Origin of the sequence: Hyphomonas sp. TMED31 (assembly GCF_002172815.1) — a bacterium.
In the GTDB taxonomy this organism is placed as follows: domain Bacteria; phylum Pseudomonadota; class Alphaproteobacteria; order Caulobacterales; family Hyphomonadaceae; genus Hyphomonas; species Hyphomonas atlantica.
Genome location: NZ_NHCK01000002.1, coordinates 67,138 through 85,530, shown reverse-complemented (window position 1 = coordinate 85,530; position 18,393 = coordinate 67,138). Strand labels below are relative to the sequence as shown.

Annotated in this window: 16 protein-coding genes; all 16 read left to right on the top strand. The window is 55.2% G+C overall.

The window, feature by feature from the left end; translation table 11 throughout:
* Positions 1-5: 5 nt before the first annotated feature.
* Positions 6-1,094 carry an NADH-quinone oxidoreductase subunit NuoH gene (gene nuoH / locus CBB91_RS00440; RefSeq protein WP_273011014.1) on the top strand — a complete coding sequence of 363 codons (1,089 nt, stop codon included), beginning with the start codon at positions 6-8 and terminating at the stop codon, positions 1,092-1,094.
* A complete protein-coding gene (nuoI, locus tag CBB91_RS00435; protein ID WP_273011013.1) occupies positions 1,094-1,579 on the top strand; it encodes an NADH-quinone oxidoreductase subunit NuoI in 486 nt (161 codons plus the stop codon). Before nuoH ends, nuoI begins: the two co-directional genes overlap by 1 nt.
* Before the next feature lie 60 nt (positions 1,580-1,639).
* Entirely contained in the window at positions 1,640-2,233 is a 594-nt protein-coding gene (locus tag CBB91_RS00430) for an NADH-quinone oxidoreductase subunit J (protein ID WP_273011010.1), read from the top strand.
* A gap of 4 nt (positions 2,234-2,237) precedes the next feature.
* Complete coding sequence (nuoK, locus tag CBB91_RS00425) at positions 2,238-2,546, top strand: NADH-quinone oxidoreductase subunit NuoK (protein ID WP_273011008.1); 309 nt, start codon at positions 2,238-2,240, stop codon at positions 2,544-2,546.
* 4 nt (positions 2,547-2,550) lie between these two features.
* Positions 2,551-4,695, top strand: a complete 2,145-nt coding sequence (gene nuoL, locus CBB91_RS00420) for an NADH-quinone oxidoreductase subunit L (protein WP_273011007.1) — start codon at positions 2,551-2,553, stop codon at positions 4,693-4,695.
* A complete protein-coding gene (locus CBB91_RS00415; protein ID WP_273011006.1) occupies positions 4,695-6,194 on the top strand; it encodes an NADH-quinone oxidoreductase subunit M in 1,500 nt (499 codons plus the stop codon). The genes nuoL and CBB91_RS00415 overlap by 1 nt, the downstream gene beginning before the upstream one ends.
* A gap of 4 nt (positions 6,195-6,198) precedes the next feature.
* Positions 6,199-7,626 (top strand): NADH-quinone oxidoreductase subunit NuoN, encoded by a 1,428-nt coding sequence (gene nuoN / locus CBB91_RS00410; RefSeq protein WP_273011003.1) that lies wholly within the window; start codon positions 6,199-6,201, stop codon positions 7,624-7,626.
* The gene (locus CBB91_RS00405; protein ID WP_273011001.1) at positions 7,623-8,360 is read left to right on the top strand and encodes a biotin--[acetyl-CoA-carboxylase] ligase; all 738 of its coding nucleotides are present in this window, start codon (positions 7,623-7,625) and stop codon (positions 8,358-8,360) included. Before nuoN ends, CBB91_RS00405 begins: the two co-directional genes overlap by 4 nt.
* A 3-nt stretch (positions 8,361-8,363) precedes the next feature.
* Positions 8,364-9,131 (top strand): type III pantothenate kinase, encoded by a 768-nt coding sequence (locus CBB91_RS00400; RefSeq protein ID WP_273011000.1) that lies wholly within the window; start codon positions 8,364-8,366, stop codon positions 9,129-9,131.
* 5 nt (positions 9,132-9,136) lie between these two features.
* Positions 9,137-10,822: a ribonuclease J gene (locus CBB91_RS00395; RefSeq protein ID WP_273010997.1), complete on the top strand. Its 1,686-nt coding sequence runs from the start codon at positions 9,137-9,139 to the stop codon at positions 10,820-10,822.
* Positions 10,823-10,827: 5 nt separating this feature from the next.
* A complete protein-coding gene (mce, locus tag CBB91_RS00390) occupies positions 10,828-11,256 on the top strand; it encodes a methylmalonyl-CoA epimerase (RefSeq protein WP_273010994.1) in 429 nt (142 codons plus the stop codon).
* Complete coding sequence (locus tag CBB91_RS00385; protein WP_035555032.1) at positions 11,256-11,489, top strand: DUF1467 family protein; 234 nt, start codon at positions 11,256-11,258, stop codon at positions 11,487-11,489. The genes mce and CBB91_RS00385 overlap by 1 nt, the downstream gene beginning before the upstream one ends.
* A gap of 51 nt (positions 11,490-11,540) precedes the next feature.
* A complete protein-coding gene (gene proS, locus CBB91_RS00380) occupies positions 11,541-12,860 on the top strand; it encodes a proline--tRNA ligase (protein WP_273010992.1) in 1,320 nt (439 codons plus the stop codon).
* On the top strand, positions 12,857-14,149 hold the full coding sequence (locus tag CBB91_RS00375; protein ID WP_273010991.1) for an ABC transporter permease: 1,293 nt from the start codon (positions 12,857-12,859) through the stop codon (positions 14,147-14,149). The genes proS and CBB91_RS00375 overlap by 4 nt, the downstream gene beginning before the upstream one ends.
* Positions 14,149-14,838, top strand: a complete 690-nt coding sequence (locus tag CBB91_RS00370) for an ABC transporter ATP-binding protein (RefSeq protein ID WP_273010989.1) — start codon at positions 14,149-14,151, stop codon at positions 14,836-14,838. Before CBB91_RS00375 ends, CBB91_RS00370 begins: the two co-directional genes overlap by 1 nt.
* 77 nt (positions 14,839-14,915) lie before the next feature.
* Entirely contained in the window at positions 14,916-18,338 is a 3,423-nt protein-coding gene (gene dnaE / locus CBB91_RS00365; RefSeq protein WP_273010986.1) for a DNA polymerase III subunit alpha, read from the top strand.
* Positions 18,339-18,393 lie beyond the last annotated feature (55 nt).

Sequence of the window (18,393 nt, the reverse complement as noted above, 5' to 3'; positions counted from 1 at the left end):
GCGCCATGAGTAACTACGTCGAATCTCTNGGGCAACTTTGGGGNCCGCTGATGGTCCTTGGCCAGATCGGCCTGTTTACGCTTGTATTGCTTTTGTCGATCGCCTTCTTGCTACTGCTGGACCGAAAGGTCTGGGCGGGCGTGATGATGCGGAAGGGCCCCAACGTGGTCGGGCCGTTTGGCCTGATGCAGTCTTTCGCCGACTTCGGAAAGTTCCTCCTCAAGGAGATCGTCATACCGGCCGGCGCGAACAAGACGGTATTCCTGATCGCGCCAATTCTTACATGTACTTTGGCGTTTGCCGCATGGGCGGCGATTCCGGTTGCGCCGGGCACAGTCAGCGGTACCAGCTGGGTGATCTCAAACCTCAATGTCGGTGTATTGTATTTGTTTGCGATCAGTTCGTTGGGTGTCTACGGCATCATCATGGGCGGTTGGGCGTCTAACTCGAAGTATCCGTTTCTCGGTGCCCTGCGGTCTGCAGCTCAGATGGTATCCTATGAGGTGTCCATCGGATTTGTAATTGTGACAGTTATCCTGCTTGTCGGTTCCATGAACCTGACGGATATCGTCAACGCTCANGAAGGTGGCATTTGGACATGGCATGCNTTCAGCTTTCAGCATTTCCCGCTGATTGTCGTTATGTTCCCGATGTTCGTGATCTTCTTTGTATCCGCGCTTGCTGAGACAAACCGTCCACCATTCGACCTTCCAGAGGCTGAGTCCGAACTAGTGGCCGGCTATCAGGTTGAGTACGGATCTACCCCGTACCTGCTGTTTATGCTCGGCGAGTATCTGAACATTGTTCTGATGTGCGCGCTGATGACGATCCTGTTCCTTGGCGGCTGGCATGGTCCATTCTCGCTCGGCGAAGAGTTTGTACGCGATCACCCATTCATCAATGCGTTTTCGGGCCTGTTCTGGTTCATGTTCAAGATTCTGATCCTGTTCATCCTCTTCGCATTGGTGAAGGCAATTGTTCCGCGGTACCGCTACGATCAGTTGATGCGCCTTGGTTGGAAGATTTTCTTGCCCACTTCGCTTGTCGCCGTCCTGATCGTGTCGGGTTACGTCGTCTACTTGGGAGTTCAGTGATGAGTCTGGCTCAAACCATTCGCGGCGCGCTTCTCACAGATTTTCTCGGTGCGCTTGTTGTCGCTGTGCGGGAGATGTTCTCTCGCAAAGCAACTGTGAACTATCCTTTTGAAAAGAATCCGCTGTCTCCTCGTTTTCGTGGTGAACATGCGCTTCGTCGCTATCCCAGCGGNGAAGAACGCTGCATTGCATGCAAGCTGTGTGAGGCAATCTGTCCGGCCCAGGCAATTACGATTGAGGCTGAGCCGCGCGCGGATGGCGCTCGCCGCACGACGCGCTACGACATTGACATGGTGAAGTGCATTTATTGTGGCTTCTGNCAGGAAGCGTGTCCGGTCGATGCGATTGTCGAGGGACCGAACTTCGAATTTGCGACCGAGACNCGCGAAGAGCTGTTCTATGACAAGGACCGNCTGCTGGCGAATGGAGATCGCTGGGAACGGCTGATCGCCAAGAATCTGGAACTCGACGCGCCTTACCGTTAGGCGCCGGTATTTTTAACTCGCGGGGCGTAGGCTCCGCCAAGAAAGGGGCCTTGTAGGGCTGTGGCAGTCTTCGCTTTCTATCTGATTGCGGCCGTCGTGCTCGTCTCGGCGCTGTCCGTGATCATGGCACGCAACCCCGTGCATTCGGTGTTGTGGCTCATTCTCGCTTTCTTTTCATCGGCGGGGCTGTTGGTGCTGATTGGCGCCGAGTTCCTCGCGATGCTGCTCGTCGTTGTCTATGTTGGCGCCGTGGCGGTGTTGTTCCTGTTTGTCGTCATGATGCTCGATGTTGATTTTGTTGAGCTAAAACGCGGCACGCTCCGGTATTGGCCATTCGCCGTTCTGGTCGGCATCGTGTTTGCTGCCGAGATTGTTCTCGCCTCTGTCGTCGGTACNTCGGAAATGACCACGAATTTNGANGCGTCGCCCGGTGCAGAGACGAACGCTGAGGCGATCGGCCAGGTGATGTACACCCAGTACCTTCTGCTGTTCCAGATGGCCGGCGTGATCCTGCTGGTGGCAATGGTTGGGGCGATCGTCCTGACGCTGCGCCACCGTCCGGAGACCAAGCGTCAGAACATTGCCAAGCAGACGTCTCGCCGCCGTAGCGATGCCTATGAATTGAAGGACCCCAAACCGGGGCAGGGGATCTAGGATTATGGACCTCGGACTTTCTCATTATCTCGCCGTTTCTGCGGCCCTGTTCACGATTGGTGTCGTAGGCATATTCGTGAACCGCAAGAATATCATCGTCATTCTTATGGCGATCGAANTGATCCTTCTTTCCGTGAATCTCAATCTGATTGCATTTTCCGTGTTCAGCGGAACGATTGCGGGACAGATTTTCGCGATGTTGGTTCTGACCGTTGCCGCTGCTGAGGCTGCGGTCGGGCTCGCTATCCTTGTTGTTTATTTCCGCAACCGCGGCGACATCTCGGTTGAGAATGTCGACATGATGAAGGGGTAGGATGATGCTTCCAGATTTCCTGATCCTCTACATCGTCCTCGCTCCGGGGCTCGTGGCGTTGACCGGACTGGTTCATAAACAGATTGGCGACAAGCTGGTTATGGGTCTGACGACCGCAGTTGTCTTGTCGGCGGGCATCTTGTCCTTGATCCAATTGTTCGCCTATGCGGCCGGCATAGGTGGTCACTCCGGCGGAGAAGAGCATCATGCCAGCNTGGTCGCCGCTGCGACCAGCTATGAATTNAAGCAACACATCATCACNTTGATGCCCTGGATTCATGTGGGTGAGTTTCAGGCAAATTGGGCCATNCGAGTAGACACNCTGTCGATTGTCATGATGGCCGTGATCACCGGTGTCTCCGGTCTCGTTCACCTCTACTCCTGGGGCTACATGAGTGAAGAGCCGCACAAGGCGCGCTTCTTCAGCTACCTCTCGCTTTTTACCTTCATGATGCTCATGCTGGTGACAGCTGATAACTTCATCCAGCTGTTCTTCGGCTGGGAGGGCGTCGGCCTGGCTTCCTATCTTCTGATCGGTTTCTGGTATCAGAACAAGGCGCCGAATGACGCTTCGATCAAAGCGTTCGTGACAAATCGAGTGGGCGATTTCGGGCTCGCGCTTGGTATCATGGCTGTGTTTTTCGTGTTCCGTTCCGTGGAGTTCGGGCCTGTGCTCGAAGCGGTTCGGAACAATATTGAAGTTGTTCCGGTTGGCTTTACAGAGGCCTACCNTGTGCGCGAGCTNGTCATTCCATTCCTGAACTGGAANTTCAGTGCTCTGGAAGTTATCGGCGTNCTGCTCTTCATCGGTGCGATGGGCAAGTCCGCCCANTTCTTCCTGCATGTCTGGCTGCCAGACGCCATGGAAGGCCCGACGCCTGTGTCAGCGCTCATCCACGCGGCGACCATGGTGACCGCAGGTGTCTACCTCGTTTGCCTTTTGTCGCCGATCTACGAGTATACATTCTACGCCGCCGGCATGATTACCATCGTTGGTGCTGTCACCGCGCTATACGCAGCGACAGTCGGCATGGCGCAGAACGATATCAAGCGCGTCATTGCTTACTCAACGTGTTCNCAGCTNGGCTATATGTTCTTTGTGGCCGGTGTGGGCGCTTATGAAGCTGCCATGTTCCACTTGTTCACGCACGCTTTCTTCAAGGCACTTCTGTTCCTTGGCGCTGGCTCTGTCATTCACGGGATGCACCATGAACAGGACATGCGCCGCATGGGCGGCCTCGCCAGATTCATGCCGCTAACCTATGCGGCGATGATGATCGGCACGATTGCAATCATCGGNCTCGGTATACCGCACACGAAGATCGGCTTTGCAGGNTTCTTCTCNAAGGACGCAATTCTTGAAAGTGCGTTCGCNGCGGGACAGGCAGAAGTTGTGTTCGGTCAAATGGCCTTCTGGTTTGGCCTGATCGCGGCNTTCCTCACAAGCTTCTACTCGTGGCGCCTGATTTACATGACATTCCACGGGCCCAAGACTTGGGAATCTCATGGTCATCATGATGATCGTGCTCACGCGGATGCGCATGGGGCAGAGGACGATCACGGGCATGGCCATGATCACACGCCGCATGAAAGCCCGCTCGTGATGCTGGTTCCGTTGGCGCTACTCAGTCTCGGCGCAATTTTTGCGGGCGTATATTTCTATGATGCGTTCGTTGATCACAACAATGAAGCGTTCTGGGCCGGCACGATTTATCGCGCTGCGGAGAACCACGTCCTCCATGATCGCCACAATGTGCCGGAATGGGTTCTGTTTGCGCCGCTCATTGTGACGATTGCAGGCTTCGTCGTGGCCACGCTCACTTACTACTTCAACAGAGGTGTAGGGAAACGCGTGGCTGATAGTGGCGGACCGCTTCACTCACTGTTCTACAACAAATGGTATTTCGATGAGATCTATCAGGCGACCTTCGTCAAAGGATCTGCCTTCTTGGGCAATGTCTTCTGGAAAGCAGACAAGAAGATCATCGACGGGATTGGGCCTGACGGTATTGCAGCGGTGACCAAGTCATCAGCAGGGCGTCTGTCCAAGATGCATACCGGATATCTCTACCACTACGCTTTCGTGATTATCGGCGCTGCACTCGTATTCGGTGCAATACTGTGGCTGCGCGCTGGAGGAGCTAACTGATGGGCGGTTTCCCCATTCTTTCGGCGATGACTTTCCTGCCACTGGCAGGCGCGCTCATCATCATGCTTGTGCGTGCCGCTACAGCTGGCAGCCGTGAAGCGACATCAAGCGACAAGGAAGGGCGTACTGCCCTGATGGCTGGCCTGATCATTTCAGGCGCCACGTTCATTGCGTCGCTTGCCGCGTTTGCAGGGTTTGATGCCAGCCAGTCTGGGTATCAGCTCGTGGAGCAGTATTCCTGGTATCGCAACATCAGCTATAAGATGGGCGTCGATGGACTCTCCATCTCACTGATCCTGCTGACCACTTTCCTCATCCCAATCTGTTTGTTGGCGAGCTGGAATTCGATCCATAATCGCGTGACGGAATATGTTGTCGCGTTCCTGGTGCTAGAAACCTTTATCATCGGGGTTTTCACCGCGATGGACCTGGTGCTGTTTTACATTTTCTTCGAGGCGGGGTTGATCCCCATGTTCCTCGTGATCGGTATCTGGGGTGGCAAGGACAAGATATACGCCGCTTTCAAATTTTTCTTGTACACGCTCATCGGATCCCTCCTGATGCTGGTGGCCGTTGTCTACATGTACCAGGCGGCCGGAAGCACGGACTTTGAGGTCCTAGAAAAGTATGCATTCGATCCGGGCGTTCAAACATGGCTCTGGTTGGCATTTGTAGCTTCCTTTGCGGTCAAGCTTCCGATGTGGCCCGTCCACACTTGGCTGCCAGATGCTCACGTTCAGGCACCTACAGCTGGCTCTGTCGTCCTGGCAGGCGTGCTGCTCAAAATGGGGGGCTATGGGTTCTTGCGGTTCTCGCTTCCAATGTTCCCGGATGCGAGCCAACTCTTCCAGCCTGTCATGTTCGCGCTGGCAGTCATCGCTATCGTATATACATCTCTCGTCGCTTGGCGTCAGACGGATATGAAAAAGCTGATCGCTTATTCTTCGGTCGCACACATGGGCTTTGTCACGCTGGGTGTGTTTGCGTTTAATGAAGCAGGCGTCCAAGGCGCGATCTTCCAGATGCTTAGCCACGGCCTGATTTCTGGCGCACTGTTCCTGATCGTGGGCGTCGTATATGATCGCATGCACACGAGAGAGATTGCTGCCTATGGCGGCCTCGTGCATCGGATGCCGGTCTACGCGACCTTCTTCATGCTGTTCACGATGGCTAATGTTGGCTTGCCTGGCACATCAGGCTTCATTGGTGAAATTCTAACCATGGTTGGTGGTTTCCAGGCTTCCACCTGGGCAGCGGCCGGTGCAGCGCTCGGCGTGATTTTCTCAGCTGTCTATATGCTTACGCTTTATCGCCGCACCGTGTTCGGACAGATGACCAATCCAGATCTCAATTCGATCAAGGATATGAACATGATCGAATGGGTTTGCATTGCGCCATTGGCGTTCCTGACGATCCTGTTCGGTGTCGCGCCTAATTTGATATTCAACATTACAGAGGGTTCTGCCTTGCGCATTCTGAACCTTATGGCGGGAGGCTGATCAGATGATTGATTTCACTGCCATGATCCTGACGATTGGCCCGGAACTTTGGCTCGTCGCAATCGCTCTGGCTGGTGTCCTCATTGGCGCCACGTTCAAGGATCGCTTCAACAGCGTATCTATCAAGTTTGGTGCGATTGCATTGTTTGCGGCCGCAGCCATCTCGCTGATGAATTACGAAGGTGGTGAAGCCTTCGGCGGGCTCGTGCGGACAAACACATTTGTCAATTTCGCCAAGTTTGTCAGNTACGTTCTCGCAGGGTTTGCCCTGATAGCTTCGGAAGGTTTCCTGAAGCGCCACGGCACTATCCGCTATGAGTATTCGCTGCTTATCCTGCTCGCATCCTTCGGGATGGGGATCATCCTGTCGGCGGCCGATTTGATGACACTTTACATGGGGGTAGAAACCCTCAGCCTGTCATCATACGTGCTCGCCGCTTTCCATCGGGACTCCACAAAGGCGGCAGAAGCGGGCCTGAAGTATTTCGTGCTGGGCGCGCTTGCTTCGGGAATGCTGCTCTATGGAGCGTCCCTGGTGTATGGCTTCTCCGGATCAACAGAATATGCGTTGATCGCCGCGGCGGAACCATCCATCGGAATGATGTTCGGTATGGTCCTCATGATTGTGGGGCTNGCCTTCAAAGTGTCTGCTGCGCCAATGCACATCTGGACGCCAGACGTTTATGAGGGGGCGCCCACTCCNGTTGTCGCGTTCTTCGCNTCAGCGCCAAAAATGGCCAGCATGGTCGTTTTNGCAAACGTCATGTTCACAGTGTTCGGAGACGTNATTGACCAATGGCAAATCATCCTGTGCATCATTGCNGGCCTGTCCATGATCATCGGGTCACTGGGNGCTCTGACNCAAACAAATATCAAGCGTCTGCTNGGATATTCTTCGATCGCGAACATGGGNTATGCGCTCGTNGCTGTTGCAGCGGGTAAGGANNTCGGCGCTGGNCCNTTACTCGTCTTCATGACGCTCTATGTNATTGCCTCNCTCGGCCTGTTCATGGGGGTGCTGGCTATGCGCCGGAAGGGCGGAATGGTCGAAGGGATCAACGAACTTGGCGGCCTGATGCGCAAACGTCCGGTTCTCACCATCGCTTTGTCAATCCTGATCTTCTCGATGGCTGGTCTGCCGCCATTTGGCGGGTTCTTTGGGAAATGGGAAGTTCTGACGGCTGGTGTCGACGCTGGATTGATGCCCGTGGTGATCATTCTTGTCCTCGCATCGGTGGTCTCGCTCGGCTATTATCTGCGTCTGATCAAGATCATGTGGTTCGATGAGCCGACCGAAAAGTTCGAGACGATCGATGGTTCTGTCACAATGACCGTTCTGCTCGCTGCTNTTGTGGCCGGTATTCTGTTCCTGTTCTTCATCAACGCGTTGTCGGGATGGGCAGGGTCAGCCGCGCTGGGGCTCGCAGGTTGAGTTTATCCTGGCCGGTCCATCACCTTGGCGTAATCGACAGCACAAACTCTGAAGCCAGACGCCGGGCGAAAGAGGGGCGATTTGAGGATTGCTGGCTGGTCGCAGAAGCGCAGACCGCCGGCCGGGGGCGACTTCAACGTCCCTGGATTTCTCCGACCGGAAATCTGTTTTCGACGGCGCTGTTCAAAGAGCCCGGCGGCATTCAGNTTGCGGCGCGCATTCCGTTTGCATCGGCTCTTGCGGTGTCTGACGTTGCTGCAATTGTAGCACCNNANGCGCCGGTCAGGCTGAAATGGCCGAANGATGCCCGGGTGAATGGCGCGAAAATATCCGGCATNCTTGTCGAGACCGGTGGGCAGGGCGATGATTTCTGGGTCGCGTCTGGCATTGGCATCAATGTCGCAGAGGCACCCGAAGGCGCCGGCCAGTCTGCGACGAGTCTTCATGCCCTTCGAGGTGACACCGCATTGACGCCAGCAGACGTTCTCTCTGCATTGCGCGAGGCTTTTTCGAACAGACTCACGCAGGCGCGCCAAGGATTCGAGGGGTTACGTCAGGACTGGNTGAAAGTGGCTGAGGGCCTCGGTCAGACCGTCTCGGTGTCTCGAAACGGAGATCCACTGGTAGGCATTCTGGANGATATGGCAGAAGATGGGTCGCTTGTACTGCGGCTGCCTGANGGTCGCCGCGAAATCGTACGGGCCGGCGATGTCAGCCTGATAGGGAGCGAATAGGCAATGCTGCTGGCAATTGANGTGGGCAATACAAATACGGTGTTTGGCATTCACGATGGNGAAAGCTGGATCAATCAGTGGCGAAGTGCAACGGACCCGACCAAGACAGCTGATGATCACGCCGCCTGGCTCTGGCGCTTGGCAGANATGTATGGGGTCGATCTGAAGCGTATCAAAGGCTGCGTCATTTCGACGGTGGTACCGCAAGCGCAATTCAATTTCCGGAATTTGGCCCGACGCTACCTTGAAATCGAACCGATGTTCATTGGCGATCCTAATCTGAAAACTGGTGTCGAGGTCCGCATTCATAGGCCAGAGCAGGTTGGCGCCGACCGGATTGTCAGCGCGCTCGGGGCGCACAAGACCTATGAGGGTAATCTGGTCGTAATCGATAGTGGAACGGCCACGACGTTCGACGTNGTCGCCGAGGATGGCGGTTTTGAAGGAGGGATCATTTCCCCCGGCATAAACCTGTCCATGCGGGCGCTGCACGACGCTGCNGCGCAACTNCCGCGCATNGCGATACAAAGGCCTTCTCGCGTTATCGGGCAGGACACTGTCAGCGCCATGCAATCAGGTGTGTTCTGGGGTTATATTGATCTGATCGACGGATTGGTCACACGTATCAANGCGGAATATGGCAAGCCGATGAAGGTGGTGGCCACGGGTGGCGTTGCGTCACTGTTCGAAGGTGCCAGCCAGACTATAGATTATTATGATCAGGATATTACCATACGGGGTCTGCTCGAAATTTACAGACGGAATAGTTGATAAGAATGGCGGACACGATTGGCGTTGAGGATGAGCTGGTATTCCTTCCCCTAGGGGGATGTGATGAAATCGGCATGAATCTGAATGCCTATGGATATGGGCCTGCTCATGACCGCCGCTGGATTATCGCAGATCTGGGGGTGACGTTCGGATCGCTTGAAACGCCTGGTGTTGATCTGATCTGCGCTGATCCGGAATACCTTATTGGCGAGCAGATCGATGCAATATTCCTGACGCATGCGCACGAAGATCATATCGGCGCCGTGGGTCTGCTTTACCCACGTTTGCAAACCAACGCGCCGATCTATGCAACGCCNTTCACGGCTGAGCTTGTGCGGTCGAAAATGGTCGAACGNGGCGTGGATCCGAGCTGGTTNAAACCCGTCGCACTTGGCGGGACCGTGACGGCAGGACCGTTTGAGGTGACNTATGTTACGTTGACCCACTCTATCCCGGAGCCGAACGCGCTTGCNATCAAGACGCCGNTNGGAACCNTACTCCACACCGGAGATTGGAAGATTGATCCCGATCCTCAGATTGGTGAAACCACTGATGTGGAAGGCCTCACAGCCCTAGGCGATGAAGGTGTTCTCGCAATGGTATGCGACTCCACGAACGTGTTCGAGGANGGTGAGTCCGGGTCAGAAGAATCNGTCAAACAGGGACTGATCGACCTTATTTCGGAGCAAAAACAAGCCGTCGCCGTTACGACATTCGCGTCGAACGTCGCGCGTGTGAAGTCCATTGTGGAGGCTGCAGAAGCGGCCGGTCGGGCCGTGTGTTTAGTTGGGCGAAGCATGCATCGCATCACTGACGCGGCCAAATCGGTTGGAATCCTGCCAAACACAATGGAGTTCGTCGACGAGTCGGACGCTAGCCAGATTCCGGCGGAACACATTCTCTACCTTTGCACTGGGAGTCAGGGTGAGGCCCGCGCAGCGCTGACGCGCATTGCGCGCCGCGATCATCGAAACGTTACCTTTCACGAGGGCGACACGGTCATATTCTCGTCCAGGCAGATCCCGGGAAATGAGAAGGGTATTTTCGAGCTGCAGAATGCGCTCGCCGAGCAGGGAGTGCGCGTGATTACACCGCGCATGGTGCCATATCCGATCCACGTGTCCGGACACCCGTGTCGCGATGAGTTGCGCCGAATGTATGGCTGGGTTCGTCCGAAAGTATCGGTTCCGGTTCATGGTGAGCGACGGCATATCATGGAGCATGCGACATTTGCGAAGTCCCTACAGGTGCCGAATGCCGTCACGCCTCGGAATGGCAGCTTGGTGCGATTGGCTCCAGGTAAAGCTGAAATCACTGATTTGGTGCCATCAGGACGATTGTTTCTGGATGGGGACCGTTTGGTTCCGGAGGGAGCTCAGGGCATTGATGAGCGTCGCAAATTGTCTTTTTCGGGCATCCTTTTCGCGACGATGACCCTCGATGATTCCGGCGACGTGCTCGACGGGCCAGTGGTGATCGCAAAAGGTCTTTCAGAAAGCGACGGGCGTATTGCTGACGAAAGTATCGAGCCACTAGAGATCGCGGCGGAAGACGCGATTGGTCGCATGAAGAAACGAGATCGCATGGATGATGATGCGGTGGAGCGCGCTGTTGGCCGCGCACTTCGTAAAGCCTGTTTGAATACGTTTGGTCACCGCCCAATAATAGAAGTGATCGTGCTGAGGAGTTGAAACCCGTGTCAGAGTTTAAAATTGGTCCACTGAATCATGTTGGCGTTGCTGTTCCTGATTTGGCGGCAGCATGTGAAACCTATCGAACGCTGTATGGCGCGACAGATATCACGACGCCATTCGATATGCCTGAGCAGGGCGTGAAGGTCTGTTTTGTGAATCTGCCGAACAGCCAGATCGAATTGATTGAGCCTTTGAATGCCGAGTCACCGATTGCGAATTTCATCGCAAAGAATCCTAAGGGCGGCCAGCACCATGTCTGCTTTGAAGTGGACGACATCAATCAGGCCGTTGATGAGATGGAGAAGCGTGGCGCGACGGTGCTGGGTAAACCGCGCATCGGCGCACACGGCACGCCGATCATTTTCGTTCATCCAAAAAACTCGAACGGCGTACTCATCGAGCTGATGGAAACGCCTAAGGAAGCTCACTGATGACTCTTTTCGGTGCCGGTGTTGTTTTCACCATTGCTTGGTGGTTGTCGTTTTTTGTCGTCTTGCCGATTGGCGTTGCGGGACAATGGGAAGACGATTCAACGACGCCTGGCACCGAAGAGGCCGCTCCGAAGAACCCGATGCTTCGTAAAAAAGCGATATGGGCGACGGGCGGCGCGATTGTCCTGACCACATTAACAGCCATCATCGTGCCACGTTTGCTTGCGCAATAGGGGGCGCTGCGGCTAGTTGGCCTTCGTTTAGTGCGCGATCACGGAGATTCCATGCGTCTGTCGAAGTATTTTCTGCCTGTTTCCAAAGAAGCCCCTTCGGATGCGGCCATTGTTTCGCACCAGCTCATGCTACGCACCGGCATGGTTCGCCAGAATGGCGCGGGCATATACACGTGGTTGCCGCTTGGCCTGCGCGTACTGAAGAAGATCGAACAGATCGTGCGGGAAGAAATGAACCGCGCGGGTGCTGTTGAGATCCTGATGCCAACCCTTCAACAGGCCGATTTGTGGCGCGAATCCGGTCGTTACGAAGCGTATGGCAAGGAAATGCTTCGCATCACAGACCGGCATGATCGCGATATGCTTTTCGGGCCGACGAATGAGGAACTGGTCACAGACGTGTTCCGCTCCTACGTGAAAAGCTACAAACAACTGCCATTGAATCTGTATCACCAGCAATGGAAGTTCCGGGACGAGATCCGTCCGCGGTTTGGTGTGATGCGTGGTCGCGAGTTCATGATGAAGGATGCCTATTCCTTCGATCTAACCGCTGAAGACGCGCGGCATTCTTATAACCGGATGTTCTGCGCCTATCTAAACACGTTTTCCCGTTTGGGACTGACGGCTGTGCCCATGCGTGCGGATACTGGACCGATTGGCGGCGAATTGAGCCATGAGTTCATCATTTTGGCGGACACGGGCGAGAGCGCAGTCTTCTGTGACAAGACGCTTCTGGATATGCCCGCGCCGGGCATTGATCTCGATTTCTCTGCAGATTTGACCGCCGAAGTCGAGAAACGCACGCAATACTATGCTGCGACTGAGGAAATGCACGACGAAGCCGCTTTTGAGGCACTGCCGGAAGACCGGAAGGTCTCTGCACGTGGCATCGAAGTTGGTCACATCTTCTATTTCGGCACAAAGTATTCCGAACCTATGAATGCAGTTGTTCAGGGACCTGATGGTCANATGGTCCCGGTGGAAATGGGAAGTTACGGTATCGGCGTATCGCGTCTGGTCGGCGGAATCATTGANGCCTGCCATGACGAGAACGGTATCGTATGGCCTGATGGCGTTGCGCCGTTCCATGTTGGCATCATCAATATGCGGGCTGGTGACGAAGAGTGCGATGCAGCGTGTGAACAGGCTTATCAGGCATTGGAACTGGCTGGGATNGATGCGCTCTATGACGATACCGAAGACCGTGCCGGCGGCAAATTCGCGCGGATGGATCTGATCGGTCTACCGTGGCAGATCGTTATCGGGCCGCGCGGCCTGAAGAACGGTGTGGTCGAAGTCAAAAATCGCAAGACCGGTGAGAAGGAAGAGCTGCCACTCGCCGATGCATTGGCAAAGGTGCGCCCTGAATGAGTGACTTGCCCGCAGCTGCATCTCCCTTTGGGAAACTCGAGCGGACGCTTGCGTGGCGGTATTTGCGCGCCAAGCGTGAACATGGCGGTGCGAGTTTGATTTCCATCATCTCGTTTGTCGGCATTTTCTTCGCAGTCGCAGCTTTGATCATCACCATGTCAATCATGAGCGGCTTTCGCGCAACATTGCTTGACGCCTTGTTGGGTGGCCAGCCGCACGTCTACGGCGTTGTCGCGTCGTACACTGAGGANGAAGCCGAACAAATTGCCGANACGATCAGTCTGATNGATGGCGTATCAAGTGTTGCGCCTTACATCGAAGAATACGTGCTGGTGACAGCNAATGGNCGCAAAACNGGCGCTGCTGTCCGCGCGATCCGTCAGGAGGATTTGGCGACGATGCCGTTTCTGAAAGATGGTGGAGAGGCAGCCATCGCGTCAGGCTTCGGCGAAGGCAAGAATGGCGGCAATGTCATCATGATGGGGGCGTTCCTGGCTGCAGGCCGCGAAGGTCTTGGGGTCAGGCCCGGCGACAAGGTGGAGATCATCACATCTCAAACGAATTCAGGGCCGTTGGGGTCGACGCCGCGCAGCAAAGCCTACACAGTTGGCGACGTGTTTAAGACGGGAAGTGTGGAGTTGGATCGGCTCTATATGTTCATGCCTATGGAGCAGGCACAGATCCTGTTCCAGTCCAAGGACCGTTATCAAATGCTGGACATCCGGCTGGACGATCCCAACAAGACCACTGAGGCAATGGCAGCCATCGCCGACGCGACAGGCAATGCGCTCTACACGTTCGATTGGAAGAGCCAGCGGGCCGGTTACCTGAATGCACTGCAAGTTGAACGCACCATGGTTCGCTTGCTGGTGATGGTGATTATGGGGATCGCAACTCTGAACATCATTGTTGGTGTTGTCATGCTGGTTAAAAACAAGACCCGCGACATCGCTATCTTGCGGACGATTGGTTTGGGACGAGGTGGGGTGTTGCGCGTATTTCTGCTTGTTGGCACCATTCTTGGAACGTTGGGTGCACTACTCGGTATGGCAGTTGGCATTCTCGTCGTCACAAACATTGATGCGGTCGAGGCGTTCATAAACCTGTTTGTTCCGGGCGAGGTTTTTGATGCCGAAGTCTATGGCCTTGAGGGCCTTCCGGCGATCCTGGACTGGGGAGAAGTGATCCGAACTGGGCTCTATGCGCTAGGCATGTCAATGCTGGTGTCAATCATTCCGGCCTGGTGGGCATCCCGTCAAGATCCGGTCAGTGCGTTGAGGTTCGAGTAATGAGCCAGCCAGTACTCGAGCTTCGCGATATCGACCGTTTCTACAAGACGGCGGCAGGCGAACTGCATGTGTTGAGCGGAACCAATCTCCAGCTGAACGCCGGAGAGTTGGTTGGGCTTGTGGGTCCCTCCGGCTCGGGCAAATCAACTCTATTGCATACAGCCGGCCTGCTCGAGCGCCCGGAGTCCGGCAAGGTGTTGTTGGATGGCATTGATTGCCTCGCTCTTGACGACAAAGGTCGAACTGCAATCCGCCGCGCAAAAATCGGGTTTGTATACCAGTTTCACCACCTTCTTCCGGAGTTCAACGCTGCGGACAATATCGCGATGCCGTTGATGATCGCGGGCGTAAAGCAGAAACTTGCGCGCGATAAAGCGGCGGCGCTTCTCGCCGAAATGGGGTTGAAGGATCGGGGGCACCACCAGCCTGCGCAGATGTCTGGTGGTGAACAACAGCGTGTGGCCATTGCCAGGGCCTTGGCGAATGACCCCCGGTTGGTCATTGCTGACGAGCCAACGGGCAATCTGGACCCGGCCACGACAGAGCGTGTATTTGCGACACTCATCAAAATGGTACGAGACGAAGGCGCAGCCGTGTTGGTGGCGACGCACAATCTCTCCCTGATCAAGCACATGGATCGCGTTTTGACGTTGTCGGACGGAAAACTGGTTGATTATCAGCCGGATTAAGTTGTGAAACGCGGCTGACAGCGTCTGGTCTGGAAGAGGGCTTCACGGCACTGTATCCTGTGAACAGGAGCCGCCCCGTGACTGAGTCGACCTTTATCCACCTTGCCGTCCGTTCGAGTTATTCCTTGCTCGAAAGCATGATCACGCCGAAAGGCCTGAAGGCGTGGTGTGCTGAGCAGGGCATGCCTGCGATTGCGATAACTGACCGCAACAACCTATTTGGCGCGCTGGAGATCTCGCTGACGCTGACGGATGCGGGCATTCAGCCAATCATGGCCTGCTGTTTTGANGTNACGNACGGNCTCCCAAAAAGCGAACCCAGCCGNATTTCGCTCTACGCTCAGAATGATGNGGGTTACAANCGTNTGATGCTTTTGTCTTCGCGAGCGTACCTGGACGCTGCTGATGGCGTGCCCAAATTNCATCGCGATTTGCTACTCGACAACACAGAAGGTCTGATCCTGCTNACCGGAGGGGCTGAGGGGCAGGTGGCCAAACATCTGTTGAAAGGCCGAGTAGCGGACGCACGNACAGAGCTATCTACATTGGCTGCAGCTTATCCCGGTCGCTGCTATGTCGAGATTACCCGGCACGGCACCGAAGATGAGTATGCAACGGAAGAGGGGCTTGTGGATCTGGCATACGAGCTCAGTCTTCCGCTCGTGGCCACGCACGATGCCCGGTTCATGAAGTCAGCGGACGCGAAGGCGCACGACGCCATGATGTGCATCTCCAACGGTCAGTATCTCGGCCAGGATGATCGCAAACGCGTAGACCCTTCGCAGTATCTCAAAACCGCCGNCGAGATGGTCTCCNTGTTTGAGGACCTGCCCGAAGCGATTGCCAACACGTCTGAGATCGCNCGACGTTGCGCGGTAAAGGCCGANACGCATAAGCCCATTCTGCCGAACTTCTCCAAGGAAGGTCGTTCCGAGTCCGAGGAATTACGGAAACAGGCTGTTGAGGGATTGGAATTCAGACTGTCCGCCGCTGACAAACTTTATGCGGACCGTGACACCTATTTCGAACGTCTTGATTACGAGCTTTCGATCATCGAACGCATGGGGTTCCCCGGTTACTTCCTGATCGTTTCCGACTTTATCAAATGGGCCAAGGAAAACGGAATTCCGGTGGGTCCAGGCCGGGGGTCTGGTGCGGGGTCNCTTGTCGCTTGGGTGTTGTTGATCACAGACCTTGATCCGCTCAGGTTTGACCTGCTGTTCGAGCGCTTCCTGAACCCGGAACGTGTGTCGATGCCCGACTTCGACGTCGACTTCTGTCAGGAGCGACGTGGAGAGGTAATTCGCTATGTCCGCGATAAATATGGCGCCGATTCGGTGGCGATGATCATTACCTTCGGTACGNTGCAGGCCAAGGCTGTGGTGCGCGATGTAGGCCGGGTCATGCAGATGCCATATGGTCAGGTTGACCGGCTTGCGAAACTCATTCCGTTCAACCCGGCGAATCCCCCCAAGCTTCAGGACGCAATCGACGACGAACCGAAATTTCAAGACGAAATAGACGCGGACGAGCGTGTCGGGGAGTTGCTAGAGATAGCCTTGTCGCTGGAGGGCAAATACCGAAACGCAGGCACTCACGCCGCTGGCGTGGTGATCGGTGATCGGCCTCTGGTGGAGTTGGTCCCGCTTTACAACGATCCGCGTGCTGATTTGCCTGCGACACAGTTCAATATGAAATATGCCGAAACGGCCGGGCTGGTGAAGTTCGACTTTCTCGGTCTGAAGACGCTGACGGTCATCGACCGCGCGCTCAAGCTTATTCGTCGTGACGGGCGCGATGTCGGGCCGGAATGGCAAAGCCTGGATGATCAGGCCACTTATGATCTTATGGCTAGTGGCGAAACCCTTGGCGTGTTCCAGCTTGAAGGTGCAGGCATGCGGGACACGCTGAAAAAGGTGCGTCCGCACAACCTGGAAGACGTCATCGCCATTATATCCCTTTATCGCCCCGGGCCTATGGAGAATATTCCGGTTTACGTTCAGGGTAAGGAGGACCCGTCGTCGGTTGTCTACCAACATCCAGATTTGAAACCCGTTCTTGAAGCGACCTATGGCGTTCCCGTTTATCAGGAACAGGTCATGCGGATGGCGCAGGAGATTGCCGGATACTCCCTCGGTGAAGCTGACTTGTTGCGTCGTGCCATGGGTAAGAAGAAAGTTGAGGAGATGATTGCCCAGCGGAAGCGCTTTGTCGAAGGCGCGGCCGAATTGAAAGGGATGGAAGAGAAACTGGCGAACGACATCTTTGATACGATGGAGAAGTTCGCTGGCTATGGTTTCAACAAATCACATGCGGCCGCGTATGCTCTGATCGGTTATCATACCGGATACCTTAAACGGCATTTCCCGGTTGAATTCCTGGCCGCATCGATGAGCCTCGATATTGGCAACACGGATAAACTGGCGGCGTTCTTTCAGGAAGCCAAACGTCTCAAAATTCCGGTTCTTGCTCCTGACGTAAACTCATCGACGGCTGATTTCGACGTGAGGGGCGGCGCGGTTGTCTACGCCCTCGGCGCGCTTAAAGGCGTCGGACTTGAAGCCATGAAGCACGTCGTTGAAATTCGCGAGCGCGATGGTCGTTTCGAAGACTTGTACGACTTTGCCGAGCGTGTGGATCCAAAGCATGTGAACAAGAAGGCGTTTGAATCCCTGTCGAAAGCCGGCGCCTTCGATTCGTTTGAGCCGAACCGCGCGAAGATGCTCGAGTCAGCGCCCTTGTTGGCGAATATGGCGGTGAGTGCCGCCCAAGACCGGCAAGGGGGGCAGGGTGGTCTTTTCGGTGAAGCAGAACCAGCTCTTCGCCCCGTCTTGCCGAAGGCGAAAGCATGGAATGGTCAGCAGAAGCTGGATCAGGAATTCAAATCCATCGGATTTTACTTTTCGGGGCACCCGCTCGATGACGTCCTTGAGGGCTTGGACCGCGAGCGGGTCACACTGGCCATGGAAGTTCAGGATCGAGCGGCTGATGGTAAACCGCTCGAAATGATTGGCGTTGTACGCGCGCGCAGCGACAAGCCAGCTCGGAATGGCGGCAAGTTCGCCTTCTTGACGCTGTCTGACCCTTCCGGCGAAGTCGAGATGATGGTGTTTCCGGAAACGCTCTCTCAAAATTACGATCTCTTGCAGGTTGGCAATGCCGTCGCGATTACGGTCGGTGTGAAACGGAATGCGGAGGAGATAAAGCTGAACGCCGAGCGGGTTCTCAAGCTAGAGGCTGCACGCCTGTCTAAGGCAATGGGGGCTTTGAAGATCAGGCTGGCCGTNGGTGCNTTCGTCGGAGATCTTGCGGCTGTTGTCGAGCATCTGACGAAGCTTCAAGACCTTGAAAAAGGAGAGCTTCTNATAGAAATGCCACTTGACGATGGTCGAGTGGTGACCATGAAACTTCCATCTACTTACACGATTGGCCTCAGCGCGCAGCGAGCGCTTAAAGAGGCGCCAGGCGTTGAGCGTGTAGAACCGCTCAAAGCGGCCTGACAAAACCCAAGCTGAAAGCCTTGCAGCCATTGGCAATATCTGTATAAGCCGCCCC

What these genes read in the sequence shown, in the direction of transcription:
- CBB91_RS00415 (WP_273011006.1), top strand. Translation starts at nt 4,695, where the DNA reads ATGGGCGGTTTCCCCATTCTTTCGGCGATGACTTTCCTGCCACTGGCA.
- CBB91_RS00385 (WP_035555032.1), top strand. Translation starts at nt 11,256, where the DNA reads ATGACTCTTTTCGGTGCCGGTGTTGTTTTCACCATTGCTTGGTGGTTG.
- CBB91_RS00370 (WP_273010989.1), top strand. Translation starts at nt 14,149, where the DNA reads ATGAGCCAGCCAGTACTCGAGCTTCGCGATATCGACCGTTTCTACAAG.